The 20,770-nt window shown below is 37.6% G+C and carries 20 protein-coding genes; 12 read left to right on the top strand and 8 right to left on the bottom strand.

The genetic code is table 11. From position 1 onward, the window contains the following. Nucleotides 1–5: 5 nt before the first annotated feature. Nucleotides 6–1,031: a type 2 isopentenyl-diphosphate Delta-isomerase gene (gene fni / locus DFR57_RS06005; protein ID WP_114352237.1), complete on the top strand. Its 1,026-nt coding sequence runs from the start codon at nucleotides 6–8 to the stop codon at nucleotides 1,029–1,031. 23 nt (nucleotides 1,032–1,054) lie between these two features. After that, nucleotides 1,055–2,047: an NAD(P)/FAD-dependent oxidoreductase gene (locus DFR57_RS06000; RefSeq protein ID WP_170132917.1), complete on the top strand. Its 993-nt coding sequence runs from the start codon at nucleotides 1,055–1,057 to the stop codon at nucleotides 2,045–2,047. A 115-nt stretch (nucleotides 2,048–2,162) separates the two neighbouring features. On the opposite strand, the gene DFR57_RS05995 is transcribed toward DFR57_RS06000, so the two are convergent. After that, nucleotides 2,163–2,711, bottom strand: coding sequence for a M15 family metallopeptidase (locus tag DFR57_RS05995; RefSeq protein ID WP_114352235.1), 549 nt, complete (start codon nucleotides 2,709–2,711; stop codon nucleotides 2,163–2,165). Nucleotides 2,712–2,882: 171 nt separating this feature from the next. Here DFR57_RS05995 and ilvD point away from each other — a divergent pair, with 171 nt between their 5' ends. Further along, nucleotides 2,883–4,574, top strand: coding sequence for a dihydroxy-acid dehydratase (ilvD, locus tag DFR57_RS05990; protein WP_114352234.1), 1,692 nt, complete (start codon nucleotides 2,883–2,885; stop codon nucleotides 4,572–4,574). A gap of 495 nt (nucleotides 4,575–5,069) precedes the next feature. On the opposite strand, the gene DFR57_RS05985 is transcribed toward ilvD, so the two are convergent. Continuing rightward, nucleotides 5,070–6,185, bottom strand: coding sequence for an NAD(P)/FAD-dependent oxidoreductase (locus DFR57_RS05985; protein WP_114352233.1), 1,116 nt, complete (start codon nucleotides 6,183–6,185; stop codon nucleotides 5,070–5,072). A 263-nt stretch (nucleotides 6,186–6,448) separates the two neighbouring features. Between DFR57_RS05985 and DFR57_RS05980 the strand changes: the two genes are divergently transcribed. From DFR57_RS05980 to DFR57_RS05965, 4 genes are all read left to right on the top strand, one after another. Continuing rightward, nucleotides 6,449–7,507, top strand: a complete 1,059-nt coding sequence (locus DFR57_RS05980) for an ABC transporter substrate-binding protein (protein ID WP_114352232.1) — start codon at nucleotides 6,449–6,451, stop codon at nucleotides 7,505–7,507. A gap of 82 nt (nucleotides 7,508–7,589) precedes the next feature. Next, entirely contained in the window at nucleotides 7,590–8,561 is a 972-nt protein-coding gene (locus DFR57_RS05975) for an ABC transporter permease (protein WP_114352231.1), read from the top strand. A 10-nt stretch (nucleotides 8,562–8,571) separates the two neighbouring features. Beyond that, the gene (locus DFR57_RS05970; RefSeq protein WP_425450946.1) at nucleotides 8,572–9,369 is read left to right on the top strand and encodes an ABC transporter ATP-binding protein; all 798 of its coding nucleotides are present in this window, start codon (nucleotides 8,572–8,574) and stop codon (nucleotides 9,367–9,369) included. An 86-nt stretch (nucleotides 9,370–9,455) separates the two neighbouring features. Beyond that, nucleotides 9,456–10,658, top strand: coding sequence for an aminotransferase-like domain-containing protein (locus DFR57_RS05965; RefSeq protein WP_114352230.1), 1,203 nt, complete (start codon nucleotides 9,456–9,458; stop codon nucleotides 10,656–10,658). A 238-nt stretch (nucleotides 10,659–10,896) separates the two neighbouring features. Here DFR57_RS05965 and DFR57_RS05960 read toward each other — a convergent pair whose 3' ends face one another. The 5 genes from DFR57_RS05960 to DFR57_RS05940 all read right to left on the bottom strand — a co-directional run bounded on the left by DFR57_RS05960 (nucleotide 10,897) and on the right by DFR57_RS05940 (nucleotide 15,590). Then, nucleotides 10,897–11,331 carry a YueI family protein gene (locus DFR57_RS05960; RefSeq protein WP_114352229.1) on the bottom strand — a complete coding sequence of 145 codons (435 nt, stop codon included), beginning with the start codon at nucleotides 11,329–11,331 and terminating at the stop codon, nucleotides 10,897–10,899. A gap of 162 nt (nucleotides 11,332–11,493) precedes the next feature. Beyond that, nucleotides 11,494–11,880: an ectoine synthase gene (locus DFR57_RS05955; protein WP_114352228.1), complete on the bottom strand. Its 387-nt coding sequence runs from the start codon at nucleotides 11,878–11,880 to the stop codon at nucleotides 11,494–11,496. Nucleotides 11,881–11,917: 37 nt separating this feature from the next. After that, complete coding sequence (gene ectB, locus DFR57_RS05950; protein ID WP_114352227.1) at nucleotides 11,918–13,186, bottom strand: diaminobutyrate--2-oxoglutarate transaminase; 1,269 nt, start codon at nucleotides 13,184–13,186, stop codon at nucleotides 11,918–11,920. Nucleotides 13,187–13,243: 57 nt separating this feature from the next. Further along, the gene (gene ectA, locus DFR57_RS05945) at nucleotides 13,244–13,720 is read right to left on the bottom strand and encodes a diaminobutyrate acetyltransferase (RefSeq protein WP_281270473.1); all 477 of its coding nucleotides are present in this window, start codon (nucleotides 13,718–13,720) and stop codon (nucleotides 13,244–13,246) included. Nucleotides 13,721–14,120: 400 nt separating this feature from the next. Next, entirely contained in the window at nucleotides 14,121–15,590 is a 1,470-nt protein-coding gene (locus DFR57_RS05940) for a catalase (RefSeq protein WP_114352225.1), read from the bottom strand. Between the two features lie 366 nt (nucleotides 15,591–15,956). On the opposite strand from DFR57_RS05940, the gene DFR57_RS05935 reads away from it, so the two are divergent. From DFR57_RS05935 to DFR57_RS05915, 5 genes are all read left to right on the top strand, one after another. Further along, entirely contained in the window at nucleotides 15,957–16,733 is a 777-nt protein-coding gene (locus tag DFR57_RS05935) for an ABC transporter ATP-binding protein (protein WP_114352224.1), read from the top strand. Between the two features lie 29 nt (nucleotides 16,734–16,762). Continuing rightward, complete coding sequence (locus DFR57_RS05930) at nucleotides 16,763–17,695, top strand: bile acid:sodium symporter family protein (RefSeq protein WP_114352223.1); 933 nt, start codon at nucleotides 16,763–16,765, stop codon at nucleotides 17,693–17,695. 69 nt (nucleotides 17,696–17,764) lie between these two features. Next, nucleotides 17,765–18,109 carry a DUF1360 domain-containing protein gene (locus tag DFR57_RS05925; RefSeq protein ID WP_114352222.1) on the top strand — a complete coding sequence of 115 codons (345 nt, stop codon included), beginning with the start codon at nucleotides 17,765–17,767 and terminating at the stop codon, nucleotides 18,107–18,109. 249 nt (nucleotides 18,110–18,358) lie between these two features. After that, the gene (locus DFR57_RS05920; protein WP_114352221.1) at nucleotides 18,359–19,024 is read left to right on the top strand and encodes a lysozyme family protein; all 666 of its coding nucleotides are present in this window, start codon (nucleotides 18,359–18,361) and stop codon (nucleotides 19,022–19,024) included. 17 nt (nucleotides 19,025–19,041) lie between these two features. Further along, nucleotides 19,042–19,842 carry an AAC(3) family N-acetyltransferase gene (locus DFR57_RS05915; protein ID WP_114352220.1) on the top strand — a complete coding sequence of 267 codons (801 nt, stop codon included), beginning with the start codon at nucleotides 19,042–19,044 and terminating at the stop codon, nucleotides 19,840–19,842. A gap of 59 nt (nucleotides 19,843–19,901) precedes the next feature. Here DFR57_RS05915 and DFR57_RS05910 read toward each other — a convergent pair whose 3' ends face one another. Then, the gene (locus DFR57_RS05910; RefSeq protein WP_114352219.1) at nucleotides 19,902–20,702 is read right to left on the bottom strand and encodes an SDR family NAD(P)-dependent oxidoreductase; all 801 of its coding nucleotides are present in this window, start codon (nucleotides 20,700–20,702) and stop codon (nucleotides 19,902–19,904) included. Between the last annotated feature and the right edge of the window lie 68 nt (nucleotides 20,703–20,770).

The raw sequence follows: 20,770 nt of genomic DNA, 5'->3' as shown, positions 1-20,770 counted from the left end.
TGACAATGAAGGAATCGATACAAAAAAGAAAAGCAGAGCATATTGAGTTGTGCTTAACAGATCAAGTCATGGGTGAAAACATTTCAAGTGGTTTGGAAAAATATCGTTTTTTACATCATGCATTACCCGATCTGAATTTTGAAGAAATTGAAATCGGCACAAGTTTTTTAGAGAAGTCAATCAGTACACCATTTTTAGTCAGCTCCATGACGGGTGGAGCTGCTTTAGCAGAAGCGATAAATCGAAATTTAGCCGTGGCCTGTGAAGAAAGAGGGTGGGCTTTTGGTTTAGGCTCTACAAGGGCGATGGTCGAGGATAAAGCTTTTCGATCCTCCTTTCAAATTAGGAAATATGCACCCACTATTCCAGTACTTGCAAATCTAGGCGCTGTTCAATTAAATGAAGGCTTTACTGTTGATGAATGCAAGCGGATTATGGACTGGACAGAAGCAGATGGGCTTGTTTTACATCTCAATTCGATTCAAGAAGTCATCCAGCAAAATGGCGATACAAATTTCAAAGATTTGCTCACCAAAATTGAACATCTAGCAAAGGATCTCGATGTACCAGTTGGAGCTAAAGAAGTCGGCTTCGGTATTGATGGGGAGGTGGCAAAGTCATTAGTAGATGCAGGTCTATCATTTATTGACGTGGCGGGTGCTGGTGGTACAAGCTGGAGTCAGGTAGAAAAACTTAGGTCAAAGGAAAAGATTAAAAAAATTGCTGCAGAAGCTTTTAGTGATTGGGGAAACCCGACAGCTTTTTGCTTAGAGGATGTTCTAAAGGAAGTGCCTGATACCCCGTTAATTGCCAGTGGTGGAATGAAGACAGGATTAGATGCTGCGAAGTCACTAGCAATTGGTGCTAATTTAGTCGGTTTCGCTCGTTCTATTTTAAAAGAAGCGGTGGATTCAGAAGAAGCAATACTCGAATGGATGGAAGTTCGGGAGTTAGAACTCCAAATGGTGATGTTTGGGATCGGCGCTAAGGATATAAATGCCTTGAAAAGTACAAATCGATTAGTACGTTAATTAAAAAAAAGAGGAGGGGTCAAGTGTCAGGTTCAGATCAATTGTATGATGTGATAATTATTGGCGGAGGTACAACGGGCCTTTTTGCTGGCTATTACGCGAGCATGCGCAACCTAAAAGTGAAAATTATCGAAGGGCATGATGACTTAGGCGGAAAGGTTCGTCAATTTTTTCCGGAAAAGAAGTTATACGATGTCGGAGGTATGCCTGGTGCGACTGGGAAAGAGATAGTGGAACAAACCATTAAACAAGCAAATATGCATGCGATTGAAATCATTACGGGTCAATGGGTAATGAAGACAGAACAGCTTGAGGATCAAAGCTTTGCATTAGAGACGTCAACTGGAAAAGTGCATCATGCAAAAACTATTTTGCTTGCCACAGCTATGGGGGCGTTTAATGTTGTTACAGATGCTATAAGTGAAAATAAGCTGGTCGAATTTAAGCAATCAATCGCGACAAACCTCATGCACATGTCTCATTATCAAAATAAAAAAATTGCAATTTCAACGAATAATCGGGTTGGCTTAGACTGTGCATTAACGTTAGAAAAAACAGCAAAAAGCGTCTACCTCATTAATCCAGCTGATCAATTTCAGCATGCAAAAGAAGAAGAACTACAAGCCTTAGAAAGTAGCGATATTCACGTTTATAAAAGTAGTGAAATCCTAGATATAAAAGGGGATAATAACAGATTACATAAGGTTGTTTTAGGAAACGAGGAAGAAATAGAGGTCGACTATATGCTTGTATATCATGGCGTGAAACTAAGAGCCATCGATTTTGAAGACTGGGGTCTTACGAGTGAAAAAGGTCGACTACAAGTGGGAATGGATATGAGCACCAATCGCAAGGGAATTTATGCAGCCGGAGATGCTGTGATTTATGAAGGAAAAACGATGTTAATCGCATCAGGTTATACCGAAGCGATTACTGCGATAAATAGTATAGCTCAATATGTCGATCCAAAGGCACCGGCACAGGTATATAGCACTGTTATCTATCGCAAACGTTAAAGAAGCGAGTAAGGTTTATATTACAAAGCCTTACTCGCTTTAATCTAGAGAATGCTTGATGTTGCACTTTTCATCATTCTTTTTTCAGTTAAACAATCATAACCTTAAGGCTGTTTTATTCTTCTTCTAATACGTCTCGTGGTCGCTTGCCACGCTTTAATTCTCTTAAAGTGAGTCCGAAATCCATTTGCAAATGTGGATAATCCTTAAAGTTCTCCCAATCTCCACCCCAGCTAAAGCCTAGTGCTTTAGCTAGCTCTACAACTTCAAGCCAATCACTTTTTCCGTTACCATTTCCATCATAATTTAAATCCCATATAACTTCATTGGCACTTGGTTGTAATGCGAAATCAATTGCTAATCCATAATTGTGATAGGAGTCACCACCTCTTGCATTGGTAACAATACTTCCTTCTGTTGAACGCCCTTGTTCATAGAGCGATTCTTGTTCTTGGTGAGACCGATAGCCATCTGTTATTGTAATATCAATCCCAATTTCCGCAGCGTCTGCTATTAAGGCATTGCTAGCTTCTTCTACTCTAGGATGCAAATTTGTAGGTAGTGGACGTTTTTCATATTTCTGCTGCAGTATATACTGATAAAGCACAATTGCTATCACTAATCCTAGTAACATAACCAATAATGCTTGTGCACTCTTTTTCATGTTCTCATCCTTCTAATGTGATTCTAATCATTCCGTATTTTTTTAATCTATGATACTATATCATTAATGAGAAGATATTACATATCTTTCTCGACTTGAATTGACAGAAAATATCTAATGGTTTGAATACTAACACAATTTGTTAGCAAACATAATAGGGAGGCAAGATAAATGAGTAAAGATTTACGTATAAAGAGTCATGTATTTGACGATGCAAAAAGAGCGCCGAACCGTGCCATGTTGCGCGCAGTTGGGGTAACAGATGAAGATTTCAAAAAACCGATGATAGGTATCGCTAGTACTTGGAGTGAGGTAACACCTTGTAATGTACATATTGATGATTTAGCTATTAGTGCTAAAGATGGTGCGAAAAATGCTGGTGGCGTTCCAATGATCTTCAATACCATAACAGTTTCTGATGGTATTTCTATGGGTACTTCTGGTATGCGTTATTCTTTGCCGAGTCGTGATGTAATCGCTGACTCGATTGAAACAGTAGTAGGTGCAGAGAATTTGGATGCTGTTGTTACAATTGGTGGCTGTGATAAAAATATTCCAGGTTGTATGATTGCGATTGCACGTGCAGAAGTGCCTTCTGTATTTGTATATGGTGGTACAATCTCTCCTGGTTTTAGAAATGGTGAAAAATTAGACATCGTTTCTGTTTTTGAAGGTGTTGGAAAGCATAATAACGGAGATATTAGTGACAGTGAACTACATGGTATTGAATGTGCGGCATGCCCTGGTGCTGGTTCTTGTGGCGGTATGTATACGGCAAACACGATGGCTACTGCTGTTGAAGCATTAGGTATGAGTTTACCAGGAAGTTCTTCTAATCCAGCAGAATCTAAGTTGAAAGCAGAAGACTGTCGCGAGGCAGGCGAAGCGGTATATAACTTGTTAGAAAAAGGCATCTATCCAAAAGATATTCTAACGAAAAAAGCGTTTGAAAATGCAATCACTGTTGTTATGGCATTAGGTGGTTCTACAAATGCTGTACTTCACTTACTTGCAATTGCGAATGCAGCTAATGTAGATATTACTATTGATGATTTTGATCGTCTTCAAAAAGAAGTACCACACTTAGCAGATATGAAGCCAAGTGGTAAATATGTAATGGAAGACTTGCATAATGTTGGGGGAGTTCCAGCAGTAATGAAGCTGTTGCTTGAAAATGGCTATCTGCATGGAGATTGCCTAACAGTTACTGGTAAAACGATTGCTGAAAACCTTGCGGATGCAGAAGATTTAGCAGAGGGTCAAGATATTATTCACCCATTATCTAATCCATATCGTGCGACTGGCCCACTTGTTATATTACGCGGAAACTTAGCTCCAAGTGGTGCTGTAGCAAAAGTATCTGGTGTTAAAGTAAAACGTCACACTGGTCCTGCTCGTGTATACAATACAGAAGATGAAGCAACACTTGCAGTAATGAATAACGAAATTAATGAAGGTGATGTTCTAGTTATTCGTTATGTAGGTCCAAAAGGTGGTCCTGGTATGCCAGAAATGCTTTCTATCTCAGCCATTTTGGTAGGAAAAGGCCTAGGACAAAAAGTAGCACTTCTAACTGACGGTCGTTTCTCTGGTGGTACACATGGTCTTGTGGTAGGTCACATCGCACCAGAAGCTCAAGCTGGTGGACCAATTGGTTTGCTTGAGGAAGGTGACATTGTAACGATTGATTCAGAGGTCAAAGAAATTACAATGGATGTTCCTGAAGAAGAGTTAGCGAAGCGTCGTGAAAACTGGGTACAACCAGAGCTTTATAAAAAAGGTGTGTTAGGAAAATATGCACACAACGTATCTTGTTCCTCAAAAGGTGCAGTAACTGATTATATTAATCGTGATGATCAATAATATAGAATTCAAAAAGCGTGTAGTCGATCATATCGATTACACGCTTTTTTATAGGTGGGAAAGTACATAATTATTGATATTCTATTTCTAATTAAAAGGCGAAATAAAGAAAGATATTGTTTAATAATAATAATGAAGGTTATTGTGTCCAGGGATATCGCTACGGCTGCCCGCCTTCACTGAGTAGTTTACTCTTCAGCGGTAATAACTGTTATCTTTTTGAATGTTCAAAAAAGGATAATTTCTCTTTAGCAAGAAAAAGGCATGAATACTACCACTTGTTTTTATTACGGTATTTAATACTGCGAAGGCGTCCACTTTGACTCCCAAGGGATTAGCGTGATCTGCAGATCCACTTTTGGAAAGTGAATTTCTTTTCAAAAGTTAGCTGAAGAAACGCCCCCTCGAAAAGCAAAGTGGGCAAGCCGTAGCAGTTGTTAAGTCATTCTTTTATTTAACAAGTATCACCGTAAGGATAAAGTATGGTGCGTCTTGTCATTCTTCAAACAAACAGGAAACATTATAATCATTTGGATCTAGCTCCATAGATTGATTCGTAATAAAGGCTGCTAATTCTTTACCAAGAAAAGGTCCGGTTGTTAACCCAGATGAACCGAGGCCGTTTGCTAGATAAACTTCTTGATAACCTGGCAATCTTCCGAAAACGGGTAAAAAGTTAGGTGCAGCTGGTCTGAATCCAACCTTTGTTTCCACTAATTCCGCTTTAGCAAGTCCTGGCGCAATATGTAAGGCTTGATGCAAAATTTCATGCAACCCTTTTGCTGTAACATTTGTATTAAACTGATGCTCGTCTTCATGTGTCGTTCCAACAACGATTTTTCCGTTTGAAAATGGAACAATATATTTCGTTCCGGCTGGTATTACAACCGGCCACTCGTCCGTTTCATGGTTTTTAACATGAATATGAGAAATTTGTGCTTTTTGCGCCTTTACTTTACAAATAGGATGGGTTGCTTTAATTAAATCAGGCAACCAGGCCCCGTTAGTTAATACAATTTGATCTGCTTTCATTTTCTCATCATTTAACAAGACCTCTAAGTGACTGGAATTATTTTTTAGCTTGGCTTCTCCTACATGAAATTTTGCGCCATATTTTTTTGCTGCATCAATTAAGCTCTGTTTTAATAACTTACCATCTACTCGTGCTCCGCCTTCTAGATGCACACCAAAATATTGCTCAGATAACACAGGCATATGTTTAGCTATTTGGTTTGGAGATAAAAAAGAAATGGCGCCGATCTCTTTCGCGTCAGCTTGTCTTTCTTCTGCTAATTTAAATAAGCGCTCTGCCTGCTTTTTTTCTGTTCGGATGACAAGCGCTCCTGTTTTTTTATAGCCTGTATTTGTGATGCCATCTTGCTTTAATTCATGAATCAAAGCAGGATAATAGCCAGCACCTTTTACGGCTAAGCTATACCATACTTTGTTTCTTCTCTGTGAAATCCACGGGCAAATGATACCAGCAGCGGCATCTGTTGCGCTCCCAGGTTCCTCCTTATCGATAACGGTGACGTTATTTCCTAGCTTAGCCAAATGATAAGCGGTAGAAGCGCCAAGAATCCCCCCACCTATAATGATAATATCTGACATGATCATCACACTTTCAGTTTTTTAGTATGCTTGTTTTCCATGAGAAATGGATAATTTTAAAGCTCGTATTATCTTGATTTCATTTATAGTCTGCCTGAATAAATAATTGATAGCAACTAATTATAATTTTTCAAAATAAAAACGTTTGGATTCATCGGAGAAAGCAATAGAAATGTATACGCAACGAGGTAAAGATATGCTATAATAAAACGTAAATCTTTAGAAAATTTAAAATATAAAGAAAATGGGGGAAGTTAGAGATTATGAAAAAGTGGCTATTATTTTTATTTATTACACTTACTACCATGCTACTAGTTACAGCATGTGGCACAAATGAAGAAGCAGGTAATGGTACTTCTGGTGAAGAAAACACAGCTAATGGAACAGAAGGTGAAGAGGAAGAGGCTTCAGAAGAATCAGAAACATATACAATTGGAGCAACTCAAATCGTAGAACACCCATCTTTGGATGCTGCTTATGCAGGATTTCAAGAGGCTCTTTCTGACGCTGGACTAGATGTAGAGTATGATTTTCAAAATGCACAAAATGACCAAAATAATACAAGTACAATTGCAAATAACTTTGTAGCTGATGATGTTGATTTAATTTTTGCTAATTCGACACCAAGCGCACTAGGTGCTTTGCAGGCTACAAGTGATATTCCAATTTTATTTACATCTGTTACTGATGCAGTAGAGGCGGGATTAGTAGAAGACATGGAGCAACCAGGCGAAAATATTACCGGAGTACTTGATTTGCATCCGGATTCTATCAAACAAACGATTGATTTTATTGATCAATATTTTGAAGGATCAACCGTTGGGTTAATTTATAGTGCTGGAGAAGCGAACTCAGTTACACAAATTGAAGCTGTAAATGAGGCAGTTGAAGGAACCTCTCTTTCTACTGCAGAGCGCACTGTAGCTTCATCGGCTGAAGTTCAACAAGCAGCTTCTACTTTAGTAGGGGAAGCGGACGTTTTCTATATCATTACAGATAATACGGTGGTTTCGGCGCTTGAAACTGTAATAGATGTTGCAGAAGAACAATCTATTCCTCTTGTTGTTGGTGAACCTGATTCGGTTAAACGTGGCGGTTTCGCTACATATGGTATTGACTATCATACAATTGGTTACCGTACAGGTGAAATGGCAGTAGAGGTTTTAACTGGAGAAAAAACACCTGCAGATATTTCTGTAGAAGTTCCACCTAGCATGCAGCTGTTTATCAATAAAGAAGCAGCAGAAGCGCAGGGAATTGAATGGAACGATGCATGGGACGAAGAAGCAGAATTTTTAGAAACGGAAGAAGCAGAAGAATAGAATTTAAACTCGACATTCATCGATGAAGGTGGATGTCGAATTTTTCTAGCTTGTGTAAATTGTAGGAGAAAGGAAGAACAGCATGTTTTTGTCTATATTTAGTGCAGTGGAATCTGGCTTTATATATGCGCTAATGGCATTAGGCGTATATCTTTCATTCAGAATTCTAGACTTTCCAGATCTAACAGTAGATGGTAGTTTTGTGACCGGAGCAGCAGTAGGAGCAATTTCCATTATAAATGGAGTGCCTCCTGTTTTAGCGACGGTGTTTGCCGCATTAGCTGGGTTTTTAGCCGGTACGATTACAGGAATATTAAATACAAAAGGAAAAATAAATCCGCTTTTATCAGGGATTTTAATGATGATTGCACTATACTCGATTAATTTAAGAATAATGGATAAACCAAATGTCGCCTTAATTCGAGAACCGACGATCTTTAATGATGTCGAAGGTTTCTGGGAAATGCTCGGAATTGATGCTTTCCTAAATGGGCTATTAACAAACACAGGCTTAGACCGTGTGCCTGGTACATGGGCTATTTTAATCATTATGATTATTGTAACCATTGTTGTTAAATTAATTACCGACTATTTTTTAAAGACAGAAGTTGGTTTGGCGCTTCGTGCTACAGGTGATAATGAAAAGATGATTCGTAGTTTTTCAGCGAATACCGATACGTTAACGATCGTAGGGTTAGGAATTTCAAACGCATTGGTAGCACTTTCTGGTGCTCTTGTCGCCCAGTATGGTGGTTTTGCTGATGTAAGTATGGGTATTGGTATGATTGTTATTGGATTAGCATCCGTTATTATTGGTGAAGCTTTATTTGGAACAAAATCAATAGCCAGAACAACGTTAGCTGTAATTGGAGGGGCTGTTGTTTATCGTATCGTAGTTACGTTAGCGTTAAAGGTAGAATTCCTTGAAACAGGTGATATGCGATTGATTACAGCGCTACTTGTAATTATTGCTTTAGTTGCTCCGAAAATAATAGCTGCACAAAAAGAAGCTTCAAGAAAGCGAAGAAAGCGGCAAGAATTAGCAAATAGGTGAGAGGAGACTAATGGTGCTTAATTTAAAAGATGTTTCAATCACCTTTAATGAAGGAACACTAGATGAAAAAAAAGCATTACAACATACGAACCTTCAACTCGAACAAGGTGATTTTGTAACCGTAATCGGAAGTAACGGAGCTGGAAAGTCCACACTTATGAATGTGATATCAGGCTCCTTAAAACCGGACATCGGATCGGTCATTGTAGACGATAAAGATGTGACCATGCTAAAAGAATTTAAAAGGTCCCAATATATTGGAAGAGTATTTCAAGATCCTATGGCTGGAACTGCTCCAACGATGACGATCGAAGAAAATTTAGCGATGGCATATGCAAGAAATAAGACACGCACACTAAAAAGTGGTGTAACAAAAAAACGAAAAGCATTATTCCGTGAGTATTTAGAGACATTGCATTTGGGGTTAGAAAATCGCTTAAATGCAAAAGTAGGAATGCTTTCAGGCGGAGAGCGTCAAGCATTATCGCTATTAATGGCAACTTTTACAGAACCTAATATTTTATTATTAGATGAGCATACAGCTGCTTTAGATCCTTCAAGAGCGGAGCTTATCACAAACCTTACAGGGGAAGTCGTCGAAAAATTTAATCTTACAACATTAATGGTAACGCATAATATGCAGCAAGCCTTAGATCTTGGAAATCGTTTAATCATGATGGACAAAGGCCAAATTATCTTAGAAGTTTCTGGTGAAGAAAAACAAGCATTAACGATAGAAAAACTATTGGCTGAGTTTCAACGAATTCGTGGAGAACAGATGGCAAATGATCGAGCTATCCTTGGGTAACAAAGCTAGAAAGAGCAGTTACTTTCGTAAAAGTAACTGTTTTTTCTCTAAAATCTAGCTAAACATGGTGAAAGGTGGAAGGAACAATGAAGTATGGCTTTTCCAGGCGCGTAAAATATCTAAAATCTTCGGCGGTTCGGGATATATTAAAAGTGATTAACCAGGGTGATATTATATCCTTTGCCGGTGGTTTACCTGACGAGGGGTTATTTCCAGTAGAAGCGGTAGATCAAGCTTTTCATAAAGCGGTAACAAGCAATGCTAAAGCGCTGCAATACGGTGAAACAGAAGGTGTAAAAGAACTAAGAGAAGCCTTGGTAGAACGGATGGCTAAAAAAGGTATGAAAAGAGATGCAGAAGACGTATTAATCACCTCAGGTAGCCAGCAAGCAATTGATCTGTTTTCGCGAGTAATGTTTAATAAAGGTGATATAATTTTAACGGAAAATCCTACCTATTTAGCAGCTCTTCAAGTATTTGAATCCTATGAAACGAAAGTAGTTGCAGTTGATTCTGATGATGATGGAATGGTGTTAGCTGATTTAGAAAAGAAAATAAATCGCTTAAAGCCAAAATGTATTTACGTTGTGCCAACCTATTCCAATCCAACTGGGAAAGTATGGTCTTTAGAACGCAGAAAGAAATTGTTGGAATTAGCTGATAAATATCATGTTGTTATTTTTGAAGATGATCCATACGGTGAACTACAATTTGATAAAGAGGATGCACCACCGTCCATCGCTTCTATGGACGATAATGGTTTGGTTTTATATACGAGCACATTTTCAAAAACGGTTGTGCCTGCTATGCGAATTGGTTGGATTGTTGGCCCGCATCAAATTATACGGATTATGGCACAGGCCAAACAAGCTACCGACCTTCATACCAATTCAATAAGCCAGCACGCACTGGTTCATTTATTAAATGATTTTGATTTAGATGGACATATTGAAAAAATTCGTAAAACGTATTATGAGCGAATGCTTGTGATGAAGGATTTATTAGCCACTGCAAAAGTAGAGGGACTAGAATATATTGTTCCTAAGGGTGGAATGTTTTTCTGGGTAACGCTTCCAGAGCATTTTAATACAACAAAACTATTAAAAAAAGCAGTTAAAAATGGTGTGGCTTTTGTTCCGGGATCCCCCTTTTATGTGTCAAAACCGGATAAGAATACTTTAAGAATGAATTTCACTAACTCTACTCCTGAATTGATAAAAGAAGGTATGGGTCGGTTGATTCAAGTATTAGAAGAAACAGAAGAAGAACAATTAATAAGTAGTAAATAAAAAAGAAGTAGTTGGACCAAAAGAAACGTATGCGCAGAATAATCCGAAATGATTTTGAGGTAACTCAAATCAGTTCGGATTATTTTTTGCTTAAACAATATCAATTATCGCTCTGTAAAAAGCTAAGACCGCTTTTTTGCAGTATATCAAGCTTGTGCTGTTCCTGCATGGGTCGCCATATTTTACTGTGCTTATTTCATACCTATTTTTCACTTTAATCTAGTTAAACGAAAATAGATTATAAACCAAATATTTTTTTCCACCAAGTCTTCTTTTCCGATTTATCCTTTGGTGGTGACGCTGCTGCTTCTTTTAAAAATATATCCTCTTTATCAACTGCATGTTTTGATGTTAATACTAAACCATAGTCACTTGTTGCTGTTTTATTAGCAATGGATGTGTAGTTTATTTTCTTTTTTCTCGAAAGATCTCGGTATGGCTTAAAAAAACGAAAGCTCATATCCCCATTTAATAATAATTGCACATCGTTATTCTGATCGATTGCTGTTTCTAGTTCCTTTAATCCCTTTGCGCCTCGCACCTGTGCTTGGGTTAATGCTAGCAGAACCCGCTCACGATATGTTCCTAAATATTTTCTTTTTTCATCTGGATTAATCTCTTTAGCTCCGTATATTCCTTCTTGAAGGTAATCATCTACATCTTTCTTAGACATTCGTTTAGCACCTCACGATTTCAAAATACTTCTATTTATTATCGTATAACAAAATACAGTTAATTGCTAATTTTTTCGAAAAAAGAAAAAAGCTCCCGGATAAGTGGGAGCTTTTTAGGATAAGAAAAGGATTTAGGATGTTTACTTTTCTTTTAGGATATTTTAGTCTTCGTCTACTGGATATACGCCATTTTCATCATGTACTTCTAACCCTGATAATGGTGGGTTAAATACACAAATCATACGCATCTCCGTTTTTGCACGTAATAAGTGCTCATCATTTTCATCTAATGCATATAAAGTATCCTTCGTAATAGGCCAAACTTTGTTGTCACTCAACGTCACAACTTCGCCTTCACCTTCGATACAATATACAGATTCTAAATGGTTTTTATACCAGATGTGCGTTTCTGTACCTGCTTTAATAATAGTATCGTTAACAGAATAGCCCATCTTGTCCTTTTTCATAATAAGACGACGGCTAATCCAATTACCTCCATCTACATCATGTTCAGTTCCTTGTACGTCCTTTAAGCTTACTACTTTCATATCTTAGTTCCTCCTATATTATCTCCTAGAATGTATATTAGTTAGTTACTGGTTCTTTAATTAATCCTTTGATGCTTTCTTCAATAATTTCTAAACCTCTTTGAAGTTCATCTTTTGGAATGGTTAGAGGTGGGAATAATTTAAATACCTCGTCATTTGGTCCAGCAGTTTCCATGATCAATCCAAGTTCGAATGCTTTTGCAGCAATTTTACCTGAAAATCCTTCCACTTCAGAAGCGATTCCTACCATGAATCCACGGCCGCGAACCTCACCTTTAAGTTGAGGATAATCTGCTACTAAATGTTCTAAAAAGCTGTAGATAATTTCTGACTTTTCATGAATCTCTTTTTCAAAATTATCATTTTTCCAGAAATCAAGTGCCGCTGTAGCTGTAACGAATGCGTGGTTATTACCACGGAAAGTACCGTTATGCTCACCAGGCTGCCAGATATCTAATTCAGGCTTAATTAATGTTACAGCTAGAGGTAAGCCATAACCACTTAATGATTTAGAAAGACAAACGATGTCTGGTTTAATTCCAGCAGCTTCGAAGCTGAAGAAAGTACCAGTTCTGCCAATACCGGCTTGAACATCATCAATAATTAATAGGATGCCCCAACGCTTACAAATTTGCTCGATTTTTTGCAACCAATCAAAACGAGCGGCATTAATTCCACCTTCACCTTGAACAGTTTCTACAATCATAGCTGCTGGTATTGCTACACCACTACCGCTATCATCTAGGAAACGCTCTAAATACACTAGTGTATCGTGGTCAACATAGTTATCATAAGCCATGGTTACTGTGTTTTGAAGTGGAATTCCTGCACCTTTACGCTTCATAGAGTTACCAGTAACAGATAATGCACCAATTGTCATACCGTGGAAGCCACCTGTAAAACTGATAATGTCTGTTCTGCCAGTAACTTTACGAGCTAATTTTAATGCACTTTCTACAGTGTTTGTACCAGTTGGTCCAGGGAACATAACTTTATAGTCAAGATCTCTAGGCTTTAGAATAACATCGTTAAATTTTTGTAAGAAATCAGCTTTTGCATCTGATGCCATATCTAAAGAGTGCGTAATACCATCTTTAGTTATATATTCGATTAATTTTTCTTTCATACTATCATCGTTGTGCCCGTAATTTAATGCACCTGCACCAGAAAAGAAATCAATGAATTCTTTTCCATTTTCGTCCCACATTTTGTGTCCCTTTGCTTTTGTAAACACGGTTGGGAAATTTCTAATATAACTACGAACTACAGACTCGGAATTGTTGATAATATCCAAATTCTTACTCATTATAAAATCCTCCTTTTAATAGATCATTCTAATTGTAAATTTAATAATAATTATTATTTATCTTTTAATTGGCCCCACTCGGAATTTTAATTCTTCCTCATGTTCATCACCTGGAAATAAATCCTCCGTAAAAAACTCGCTGGATTCACATGTTGTATTAAAGTCACGAGCTAATTTTTGGAATAAAGATTGAGATGCTTTGTTTGTTGGAGTAATAGTTGCTTCAACATATTCTATAGCCTTGGAGCTTTTAGAATTTAATAGAAAATGTAGCATACGAGATGCGATGCCTTTTCCTCGTTGTGAAGCATCTACACCAACTTGCCAGATGAAAACTGTATCTGACGCTTTTGGAGGGGTAAATGCGGTAATAAAGCCAACAATTTTTTCATCTTGCTTGGCCACTACACAAGTTTCAGAAAAATATTCACTCATTAAAATATATTTATAAGATGAGTTAGTATCAAGAGTAGACTCCATGACTAACTCCCACATGCCAGCTCCATCTTGTTTGGTTGGATGCGAGAACACCACTTCACTTGGAGCTTGATTTTTTTCAGTGTTAATAACGGTTTGCTCCTTTCTTATTTGGCAATTAAAGAATTGCGCAAATGGTACATTCTATATAATATAGGGTAAAACGAGTTTGCGCAAATGCAATTTAGCATGATAATTAGAGGTTAATTGGCGTCTCTATTGCTCATGATCATTCCCTTCGCTTTGTTTAAAAAATGCTACGATATTGTCATGTATTCTCACATATAATACAAATTTGCTTTTTCTCTTCAGCGTATATTTTCCCCTTTTTCTAAAAATTAAAACCTTTTTTTAAAAAAAGAGTAGTAGCTTCATTAAATTCCATATAAATCTAATCAATGAAGTTGAGGATTTCTAATAAAAAATCGCCTCTAGGTTATAGAGGCGATCAATGGGTTTACTTATTCTTAATATGCTCAGGTACTTCTAAATTTAAACCTTCTGCTATTCTAGTTCCTAGTTCTGTATCAACCGTGTAGAATAATTCGATTTGACGAATTAATATTTCTTGGCGATCCACGCGGCTCATGTGATCAACAAAGTTTTGGATTAAGCGTGTACGCTCATCCTCATCCATAACATCACGGAAAAGTGCGCGTGGTTGAGAGAAGTGATCTTCACTGTCGTATGGTACGCTATCAGCGAATCCTTCCACTCCATAAGGAGTAGTTTTGTTTTCAGGTGTTTCTTTTGGTCCATCTACGCTATTCGGCTCGTAGTTAACAGATGATCCACCATTGCCATCAAAGCGCATAAAGCCATCACGTTGATAATGGTTAACAGGTGATTTTGCACGATTAATTGGTAATGCTTCATGGTTCGCACCAATACGATATCGGTGTGCATCAGAGTAACCGAATAAACGCCCTTGTAGCATTTTGTCAGGAGAAGCTTCAACACCAGGTACAAAGTTACCAGGAGAAAAGGCAGCTTGTTCTACTTCTGCAAAATAGTTTTCAGGATTTCGATCTAAAACCATTCGACCAACTTCGATTAGTGGATAGTCTTGGTGTGACCATACTTTGGTAACATCAAATGGATCATAGCGATACGTATTCGCATCAGCAGCTGGCATAATTTGAACCTTAAGTGTCCATGAAGGTAAGTTACCATCTTCAATAGCGTTGAATAGATCTTCAATATGATAATCTGGATTATCTGAAGCAAGCTTACTTGCTAAATCAGTATCTAGATTTTTCACGCCTTGATCTGTTTTGAAGTGATATTTAATGAAGAATGCTTCTCCATCTTTATTTACCCATTTAAATGTATGACTGCCATACCCGTTCATGTGTCTCCAAGTTGCAGGTATACCGCGATCGGAATGAAGGATACTTATTTGATGCAATGATTCTGGTGATAAAGACCAGAAATCCCATGTAGCATTCGCATCCTTTAAGTGTGTTTGTGGATTTCTTTTTTGTGTATGAATAAAGTCAGGGAATTTAATAGCATCACGAATAAAGAATACAGGTGTGTTATTTCCGACTAAGTCGTAGTTTCCTTCTTCCGTATAGAATTTAACTGCAAAACCACGTGGATCACGAACAGTATCTGCTGAACCTAATTCACCTGCAACAGTTGAAAAACGGATAAACATCGGTGTTTTTTTACCAACCTCTGATAGGAAATCTGCTTTTGTATATTTAGATACATCATTCGTCACTTCAAAATAACCATGAGCACCTCCGCCTTTGGCATGTACAACACGTTCCGGAACACGTTCACGGTTAAAGTGTGCAAGTTTTTCTAATAAATGTACGTCTTGGATTAAAGTAGGTCCTCGATGACCTGCTGTAAGGGAATTCTGATTGTCTCCTACCGGTGTACCAGTAGCAGTTGTTAGGTATTTTTTTTCTTCACTCATTCGATTAACACCTCTCCTTTAAAAATTAATGTATTTTTCCGTAAAAGAGAATACATCTTTTATTATAATACAAATTTAATAAAAATCAATGTTTATTTATAATTATTTTAATTAAGTGTATAAAAAAAGAGAGAAGTAACGGAATACTTCTCTCATTGAATAGGAATCACCCTAAAGCTTTTGTTGTTTGGGGGTAACAAAAGATTATGTGTATAGGGAGTGTATGATACATCTAAATATCACAAATTCATTATACATGATAATGAGAATCATTTTCAATAGTTTTTATAAAAAAACATTATTTTTGTTTATTTTTCTACTACTATATAATAGAAAGAAGACGTGAAATCAGGAGGAGATAGAGCAATGATTTTATCACTAAAAGATGTTGCATTGAAAAAAGATGGAAATTGGATTCTTTCTGATGTGAATTGGGAAATCGATAATGGAGACCATTGGGTATTGTTAGGCTTAAATGGTGCAGGTAAAACTGCTCTTTTACATATGCTAGGAGCCTATTATTTTCCGACGAAGGGATCGGTGACAGTTCTGGATAAAACCTTCGGGAAGGATGTATTGGGAGAAAGTTTAAGACAGCAGATAGGGATTGTGTCCGCTTCTTTAAAAGCCCGGATGTATGAAGCAGATACTGCCTATCATATTGCACTTAGTGGAGGGTTTGCATCTATTGGACTATATGAAACACCCACAGACGAGATGAGAAAGAAGGCAAAGTATTTATTAAAACAAATGGGTTGTTTAAAATACGGAAATCGCAGCTATCGAACACTGTCGCAAGGTGAACAGCAACGAGTTTTAATTGCTCGAGCATTAATGGCCGACCCAAAGCTTTTAATTTTAGACGAACCAACTTCAGGGCTTGACTTTATTGCACGAGAGCAATTGCTTGAAGCTATAGAAAAAATTACAATGGATAAAGACAGCCCTACTGTTATTTATGTAACGCATCATGTAGACGAAATACTTCCAACCTTTAATAAAACCCTTCTTCTAAAAGATGGGACTGTTTTTTCACAAGGTGATACGAGTGAGATGATAACAACAGACCACTTAACCGAATTTTTCGGAGTTCCAGTAGAAGTAGATCATACACATAAGCGACCACTATTAAGGAAAAAGTAGGGGGGAGGTAAAGAATAGAGGTTGTTTTAATGTTGTACAAAATGAACAAAACATTACAGAAAATGATGCCATTTATTGCGCCAAGCAGTGTGATAATAGGTGTAATATTTGCCGAAGGACTTGCCCCACTTGCTTACCTTGTGCCATGGATTTTTGCCTTCATGACCTTTGCAGGCAGCTTAAGTTCTAATTTTATTGCGATCCATCGTGTAATGGTGCATCCTTTCCCTATTGTAATTGCTGTATTTCTTTTGCATATCGTGATGCCATTTTGGGCGTGGGGCGTTGGTGTAATTACGTTTCCTGATGATCCGTTAACGGTGACAGGAGTTGTTCTTGCGATGGTGATCCCAACAGGAATAACAAGCTTTATCTGGGTATCAATGGTGAGAGGTAATATAGCCCTTACCTTGTCCATTATTTTAGTCGATACGATATTATCTCCATTAATAGTTCCAGGTGTTTTATCCATTTTTATTGGCCAAGCAGTTGAACTTGAAGTATGGCCAATTATGAAAGGTTTACTAGGGATGATCGTTCTTCCTTCTATTCTTGGTTTGATTTTGCATGAATGGACACACGGAAAAATTCACGAAAAATGGAGTCCAAGGCTTGCACCATTTTCCAAAATATCGTTATCCCTTGTTATTATGATCAATAGTGCTGCAGTAGCTCCTTATTTGAAAAATTTTGATTCTAAGCTTTTAAGAATTGCTGTCATTGTTTTTTTGATAGCTGCTAGTGGTTATTTGCTAGCATGGCTGGTGGCGAAACTTACAAAACGATCAAAAGAAGATAAAATAGCATTAATTTTCACTGGAGGCATGAGGAATATCAGTGCAGGAGCGGTTATAGCAGTGCAATATTTCCCGCCTCCGGTTGCAGTTCCTGTTGTTATCGGCATGCTTTTCCAACAGATCTTGGCCTCTATTTTTGGTAAAATTGTTGGAGTGTGGAAATAAAATAATTCCTTCTATAAAAGTATCATTGTTTCTATTTTTTCATATGAAATAGAAAGAGGAGATGAAACAATGACATTTTTTTATTTTTTAATGCTAGCTTTAGCTACCTTTCGGTTAACACGATTGATTCAACACGATAAAATTACAGCGTTTATACGCGCGCCGTTTATTCTTCGTGAAGATCAGATTCAGGAGGACGGCACAGTAGAAGAGGTTATTTATTATAAACGAGACGGTATCGGTTATTTTATTGCTGAATTACTTATCTGCCATTGGTGCTTAGGTATATGGATTTCAGCTTTCTTATTTTTTGGTTTCACATATTTCAGTGGCTTATTTCTACCGCTGATATTCATATTAGCTATCGCCGCTGTTGCCTCTATTGTTGAGCTCTCTATTCAATTTTTCAATTAAAAAGGAAGGCTAGGCCTTCCTAATTCGTTTTATTTCTTGCTTACAGCTGCAAGGCTTCTTTTTTTTCATAGGGCGCCTTTTTCGTCGCGGTTTAACTTTTTCCATGATAGCATTCATCCTCTCTTTTTATTTAGTATATGGTTAAAGAATATTTTTGCTAGGGCGTAAGCTGTTGATTGTTTCTTCTCCTCAATCGTATTATGATAAAAGTGTATAGTGATTAACTCGGAGACCGATTGAGGGAGAGAAATGACAAAAATAAAAAGAAATAAATTATATAAACCTTTGATAAATAGTTTAAAATTAATGGGTGTCATAGCGATATCTATCGCATTACTAGTATGGATTACAAGTCTAAATCAAGAAGTTGAGCAACCGGCAGGGAAAAAACTTTCTGATTCTGTATTGGAATATGAAGATATGCTTTATCAAGAATTAAAGAAATATCAAAAGGAAGCGTATACGCCAGTGGTGATGGCTTTAATGATGCAAGAGTCCGGTGGGAGAGGAAATGATCCGATGCAGGCCTCTGAAAGCTATTGCGGTGAAGTGGGTTGCATAAAGGATGCTTCTTTATCCATTGAACAGGGTGTGAAATATTTCGTTCACGTCTTAGGTAAGGCTGATGGTGATATTAAACTGGCACTGCAATCCTATAATTTCGGGGAAGGCTTTATAAGCTACGTAAAGGATCGTAATGCTACTTATTCAAAATCATTAGCTATTTCCTTTTCGCAAAAAAAATACCAGGAGTTAAAAGCGACGGGTATTTATGCATGTATTCGAAAAGAAGCGGAAGCCTATGAAGCATGCTACGGGGACATCCTTTATGTAGAAGCGGTTCTAGATTATTATCCAAGAGCACTTCATTACGTGGAACAACAAAAAGATACGACGTTTGTTAATATTTCATAAGATAGGTAGGAAAAGAAATGGAACATATTATTAAGAAGACAAAAATGGTAAGGACCACGTCCTCGATGAAGCTGGATTTGAAAAGGTTAGGAGTAACCGCTGGAATGGATATTCTAGTGCATTCTTCGCTTTCCTCCATTGGTTGGGTGGTAGGCGGAGGCGTTAGTGTCTGTCATGCACTAATGGAAGTTATTGGGGACAAAGGCAACATTGTAATGCCGACACAAACGGCAGATTTATCTGATCCAAGTGAGTGGGAAAATCCTGCTGTTCCAGAACACTGGTGGACAGAGATGTTAGTAGAAATGCCAGCCTATCACCCAAGTTATACACCAACATTTGGCATGGGGCAGGTAGCAGAAATATTTCGCCAATATCCAGATGTACAAAGGAGTTCACATCCTAACTATTCTTTTGCGGCATGGGGTGCAAATAAGGAAGAATTAACACAACAACCGCTAACATATAGCTTAGGACCAAATTCTCCTCTCGATAAACTTTACAAAAGAAATGCTTCGATTCTTATGATTGGGACAGGTTATGATAGCTGCACAGCTTTCCACCTAGCTGAATATCGTATAAACAGTTATAAAGTAGAAGAAAAAGAGGCCCCAATCTTTATTAAAGGAAAAAGAAAGTGGGTTAGCTACCTTGAACTTGATTTTCATGAAGAGTTATTTGAAGAGATCGGGGAGGACTTGGAAAAAGAATATGAAATTAAAGTAGGGAATATAGGTTCAGCTACTGCTCGGCTCATCCCATTTCGCCTAGCGGTTGATTTTGCGGAGAAATGGCTTTTAGATAGAGTAGAAAAATAGGCGAGGCTACCATCATGTAGCTTCGCCTATTAGAGGTGGTAATTTGTTTAGTGTAGCAGTTATCGCATAACCGCGCCCCCAGAAATTTTCACGGACTCACCAATGATATTACCTGCTGCTTCTGTTAATAAGAAAGCAATTGTATTTGCTACTTCTTCAGGCTCTGTAATTCGGCTAGAAGGGAGCCCTTCGTTTACAATTGTTAATTGTTCTTCGAAGCTATTGCCAGATCTTTTTCCTTTATTTGCAATCGCAGTTCTTCCCATCTCTGTATCTACAAATCCTGGACATACAGCATTTACACGTACTCCGTTTTCAATAGCCTCAAGTGCAAAGCTTTGAGTAAAGCCGATCAACGCAAATTTAGAGCCGCAATATGCTGTGCCTCCATAAGTACCTCTGAGGCCTGATAGTGAAGAAACATTCACAATTGCACCACGCTTATTTTTCTTCATATCCTTATAAACTTTTTTTGAGAGCATTACTGGTACGGTATAATTAAGGTGCATTACCTTTTCTAAAGTCTCCGCATCCATATCCTCTACAAGATCACCGCCCATAATTCCTGCAGAATTAACGAGTAGAGATATCTCGCCAAATTTATTAGTTGCTTCTTTAATAAGGGCTTCTAATTCGGTTTGAACAGCTAAATCAGCAGGAAACAAAAAGACTTCCGCATTTTTATTGTTTTCGTATAGCTTGCTTTCTAACGCTTGTAGTTTTCCAGTATTCCTGCCTGTAATTGTCACTTTTGCTCCCATCTTACTTAACAATATTGCAGTCTCATAACCAATGCCGCCAGTGGCACCTGTAATTAAGACATGTTCATTTTTTAATGCTTGTTTTTCGAATAGAGTCATTTAAAAATCTCCTCCTTATTTTCTATTAATATCTTTCCACAAAAGTGAAAATGAAAAACCCTTTTGCA

The sequence above is a fragment of the Saliterribacillus persicus genome (assembly GCF_003337485.1).
Taxonomy (GTDB): domain Bacteria; phylum Bacillota; class Bacilli; order Bacillales; family Amphibacillaceae; genus Saliterribacillus; species Saliterribacillus persicus.
This window is presented reverse-complemented; position numbering and strand designations above follow the sequence as displayed.

What these genes read in the sequence shown, in the direction of transcription:
- DFR57_RS05980 (WP_114352232.1), top strand. Translation starts at nt 6,449, where the DNA reads ATGAAAAAGTGGCTATTATTTTTATTTATTACACTTACTACCATGCTA.
- ilvD (WP_114352234.1), top strand. Translation starts at nt 2,883, where the DNA reads ATGAGTAAAGATTTACGTATAAAGAGTCATGTATTTGACGATGCAAAA.
- DFR57_RS05930 (WP_114352223.1), top strand. Translation starts at nt 16,763, where the DNA reads ATGTTGTACAAAATGAACAAAACATTACAGAAAATGATGCCATTTATT.
- DFR57_RS05910 (WP_114352219.1), bottom strand. Translation starts at nt 20,702, where the DNA reads ATGACTCTATTCGAAAAACAAGCATTAAAAAATGAACATGTCTTAATT.
- DFR57_RS05940 (WP_114352225.1), bottom strand. Translation starts at nt 15,590, where the DNA reads ATGAGTGAAGAAAAAAAATACCTAACAACTGCTACTGGTACACCGGTA.
- DFR57_RS05970 (WP_425450946.1), top strand. Translation starts at nt 8,572, where the DNA reads ATGGTGCTTAATTTAAAAGATGTTTCAATCACCTTTAATGAAGGAACA.
- DFR57_RS05935 (WP_114352224.1), top strand. Translation starts at nt 15,957, where the DNA reads ATGATTTTATCACTAAAAGATGTTGCATTGAAAAAAGATGGAAATTGG.
- DFR57_RS05920 (WP_114352221.1), top strand. Translation starts at nt 18,359, where the DNA reads ATGACAAAAATAAAAAGAAATAAATTATATAAACCTTTGATAAATAGT.
- DFR57_RS05995 (WP_114352235.1), bottom strand. Translation starts at nt 2,711, where the DNA reads ATGAAAAAGAGTGCACAAGCATTATTGGTTATGTTACTAGGATTAGTG.
- DFR57_RS05985 (WP_114352233.1), bottom strand. Translation starts at nt 6,185, where the DNA reads ATGTCAGATATTATCATTATAGGTGGGGGGATTCTTGGCGCTTCTACC.
- DFR57_RS05955 (WP_114352228.1), bottom strand. Translation starts at nt 11,880, where the DNA reads ATGAAAGTAGTAAGCTTAAAGGACGTACAAGGAACTGAACATGATGTA.
- DFR57_RS05965 (WP_114352230.1), top strand. Translation starts at nt 9,456, where the DNA reads ATGAAGTATGGCTTTTCCAGGCGCGTAAAATATCTAAAATCTTCGGCG.
- DFR57_RS05925 (WP_114352222.1), top strand. Translation starts at nt 17,765, where the DNA reads ATGACATTTTTTTATTTTTTAATGCTAGCTTTAGCTACCTTTCGGTTA.
- DFR57_RS05960 (WP_114352229.1), bottom strand. Translation starts at nt 11,331, where the DNA reads ATGTCTAAGAAAGATGTAGATGATTACCTTCAAGAAGGAATATACGGA.
- fni (WP_114352237.1), top strand. Translation starts at nt 6, where the DNA reads ATGAAGGAATCGATACAAAAAAGAAAAGCAGAGCATATTGAGTTGTGC.
- DFR57_RS05915 (WP_114352220.1), top strand. Translation starts at nt 19,042, where the DNA reads ATGGAACATATTATTAAGAAGACAAAAATGGTAAGGACCACGTCCTCG.
- DFR57_RS05975 (WP_114352231.1), top strand. Translation starts at nt 7,590, where the DNA reads ATGTTTTTGTCTATATTTAGTGCAGTGGAATCTGGCTTTATATATGCG.
- ectB (WP_114352227.1), bottom strand. Translation starts at nt 13,186, where the DNA reads ATGAGTAAGAATTTGGATATTATCAACAATTCCGAGTCTGTAGTTCGT.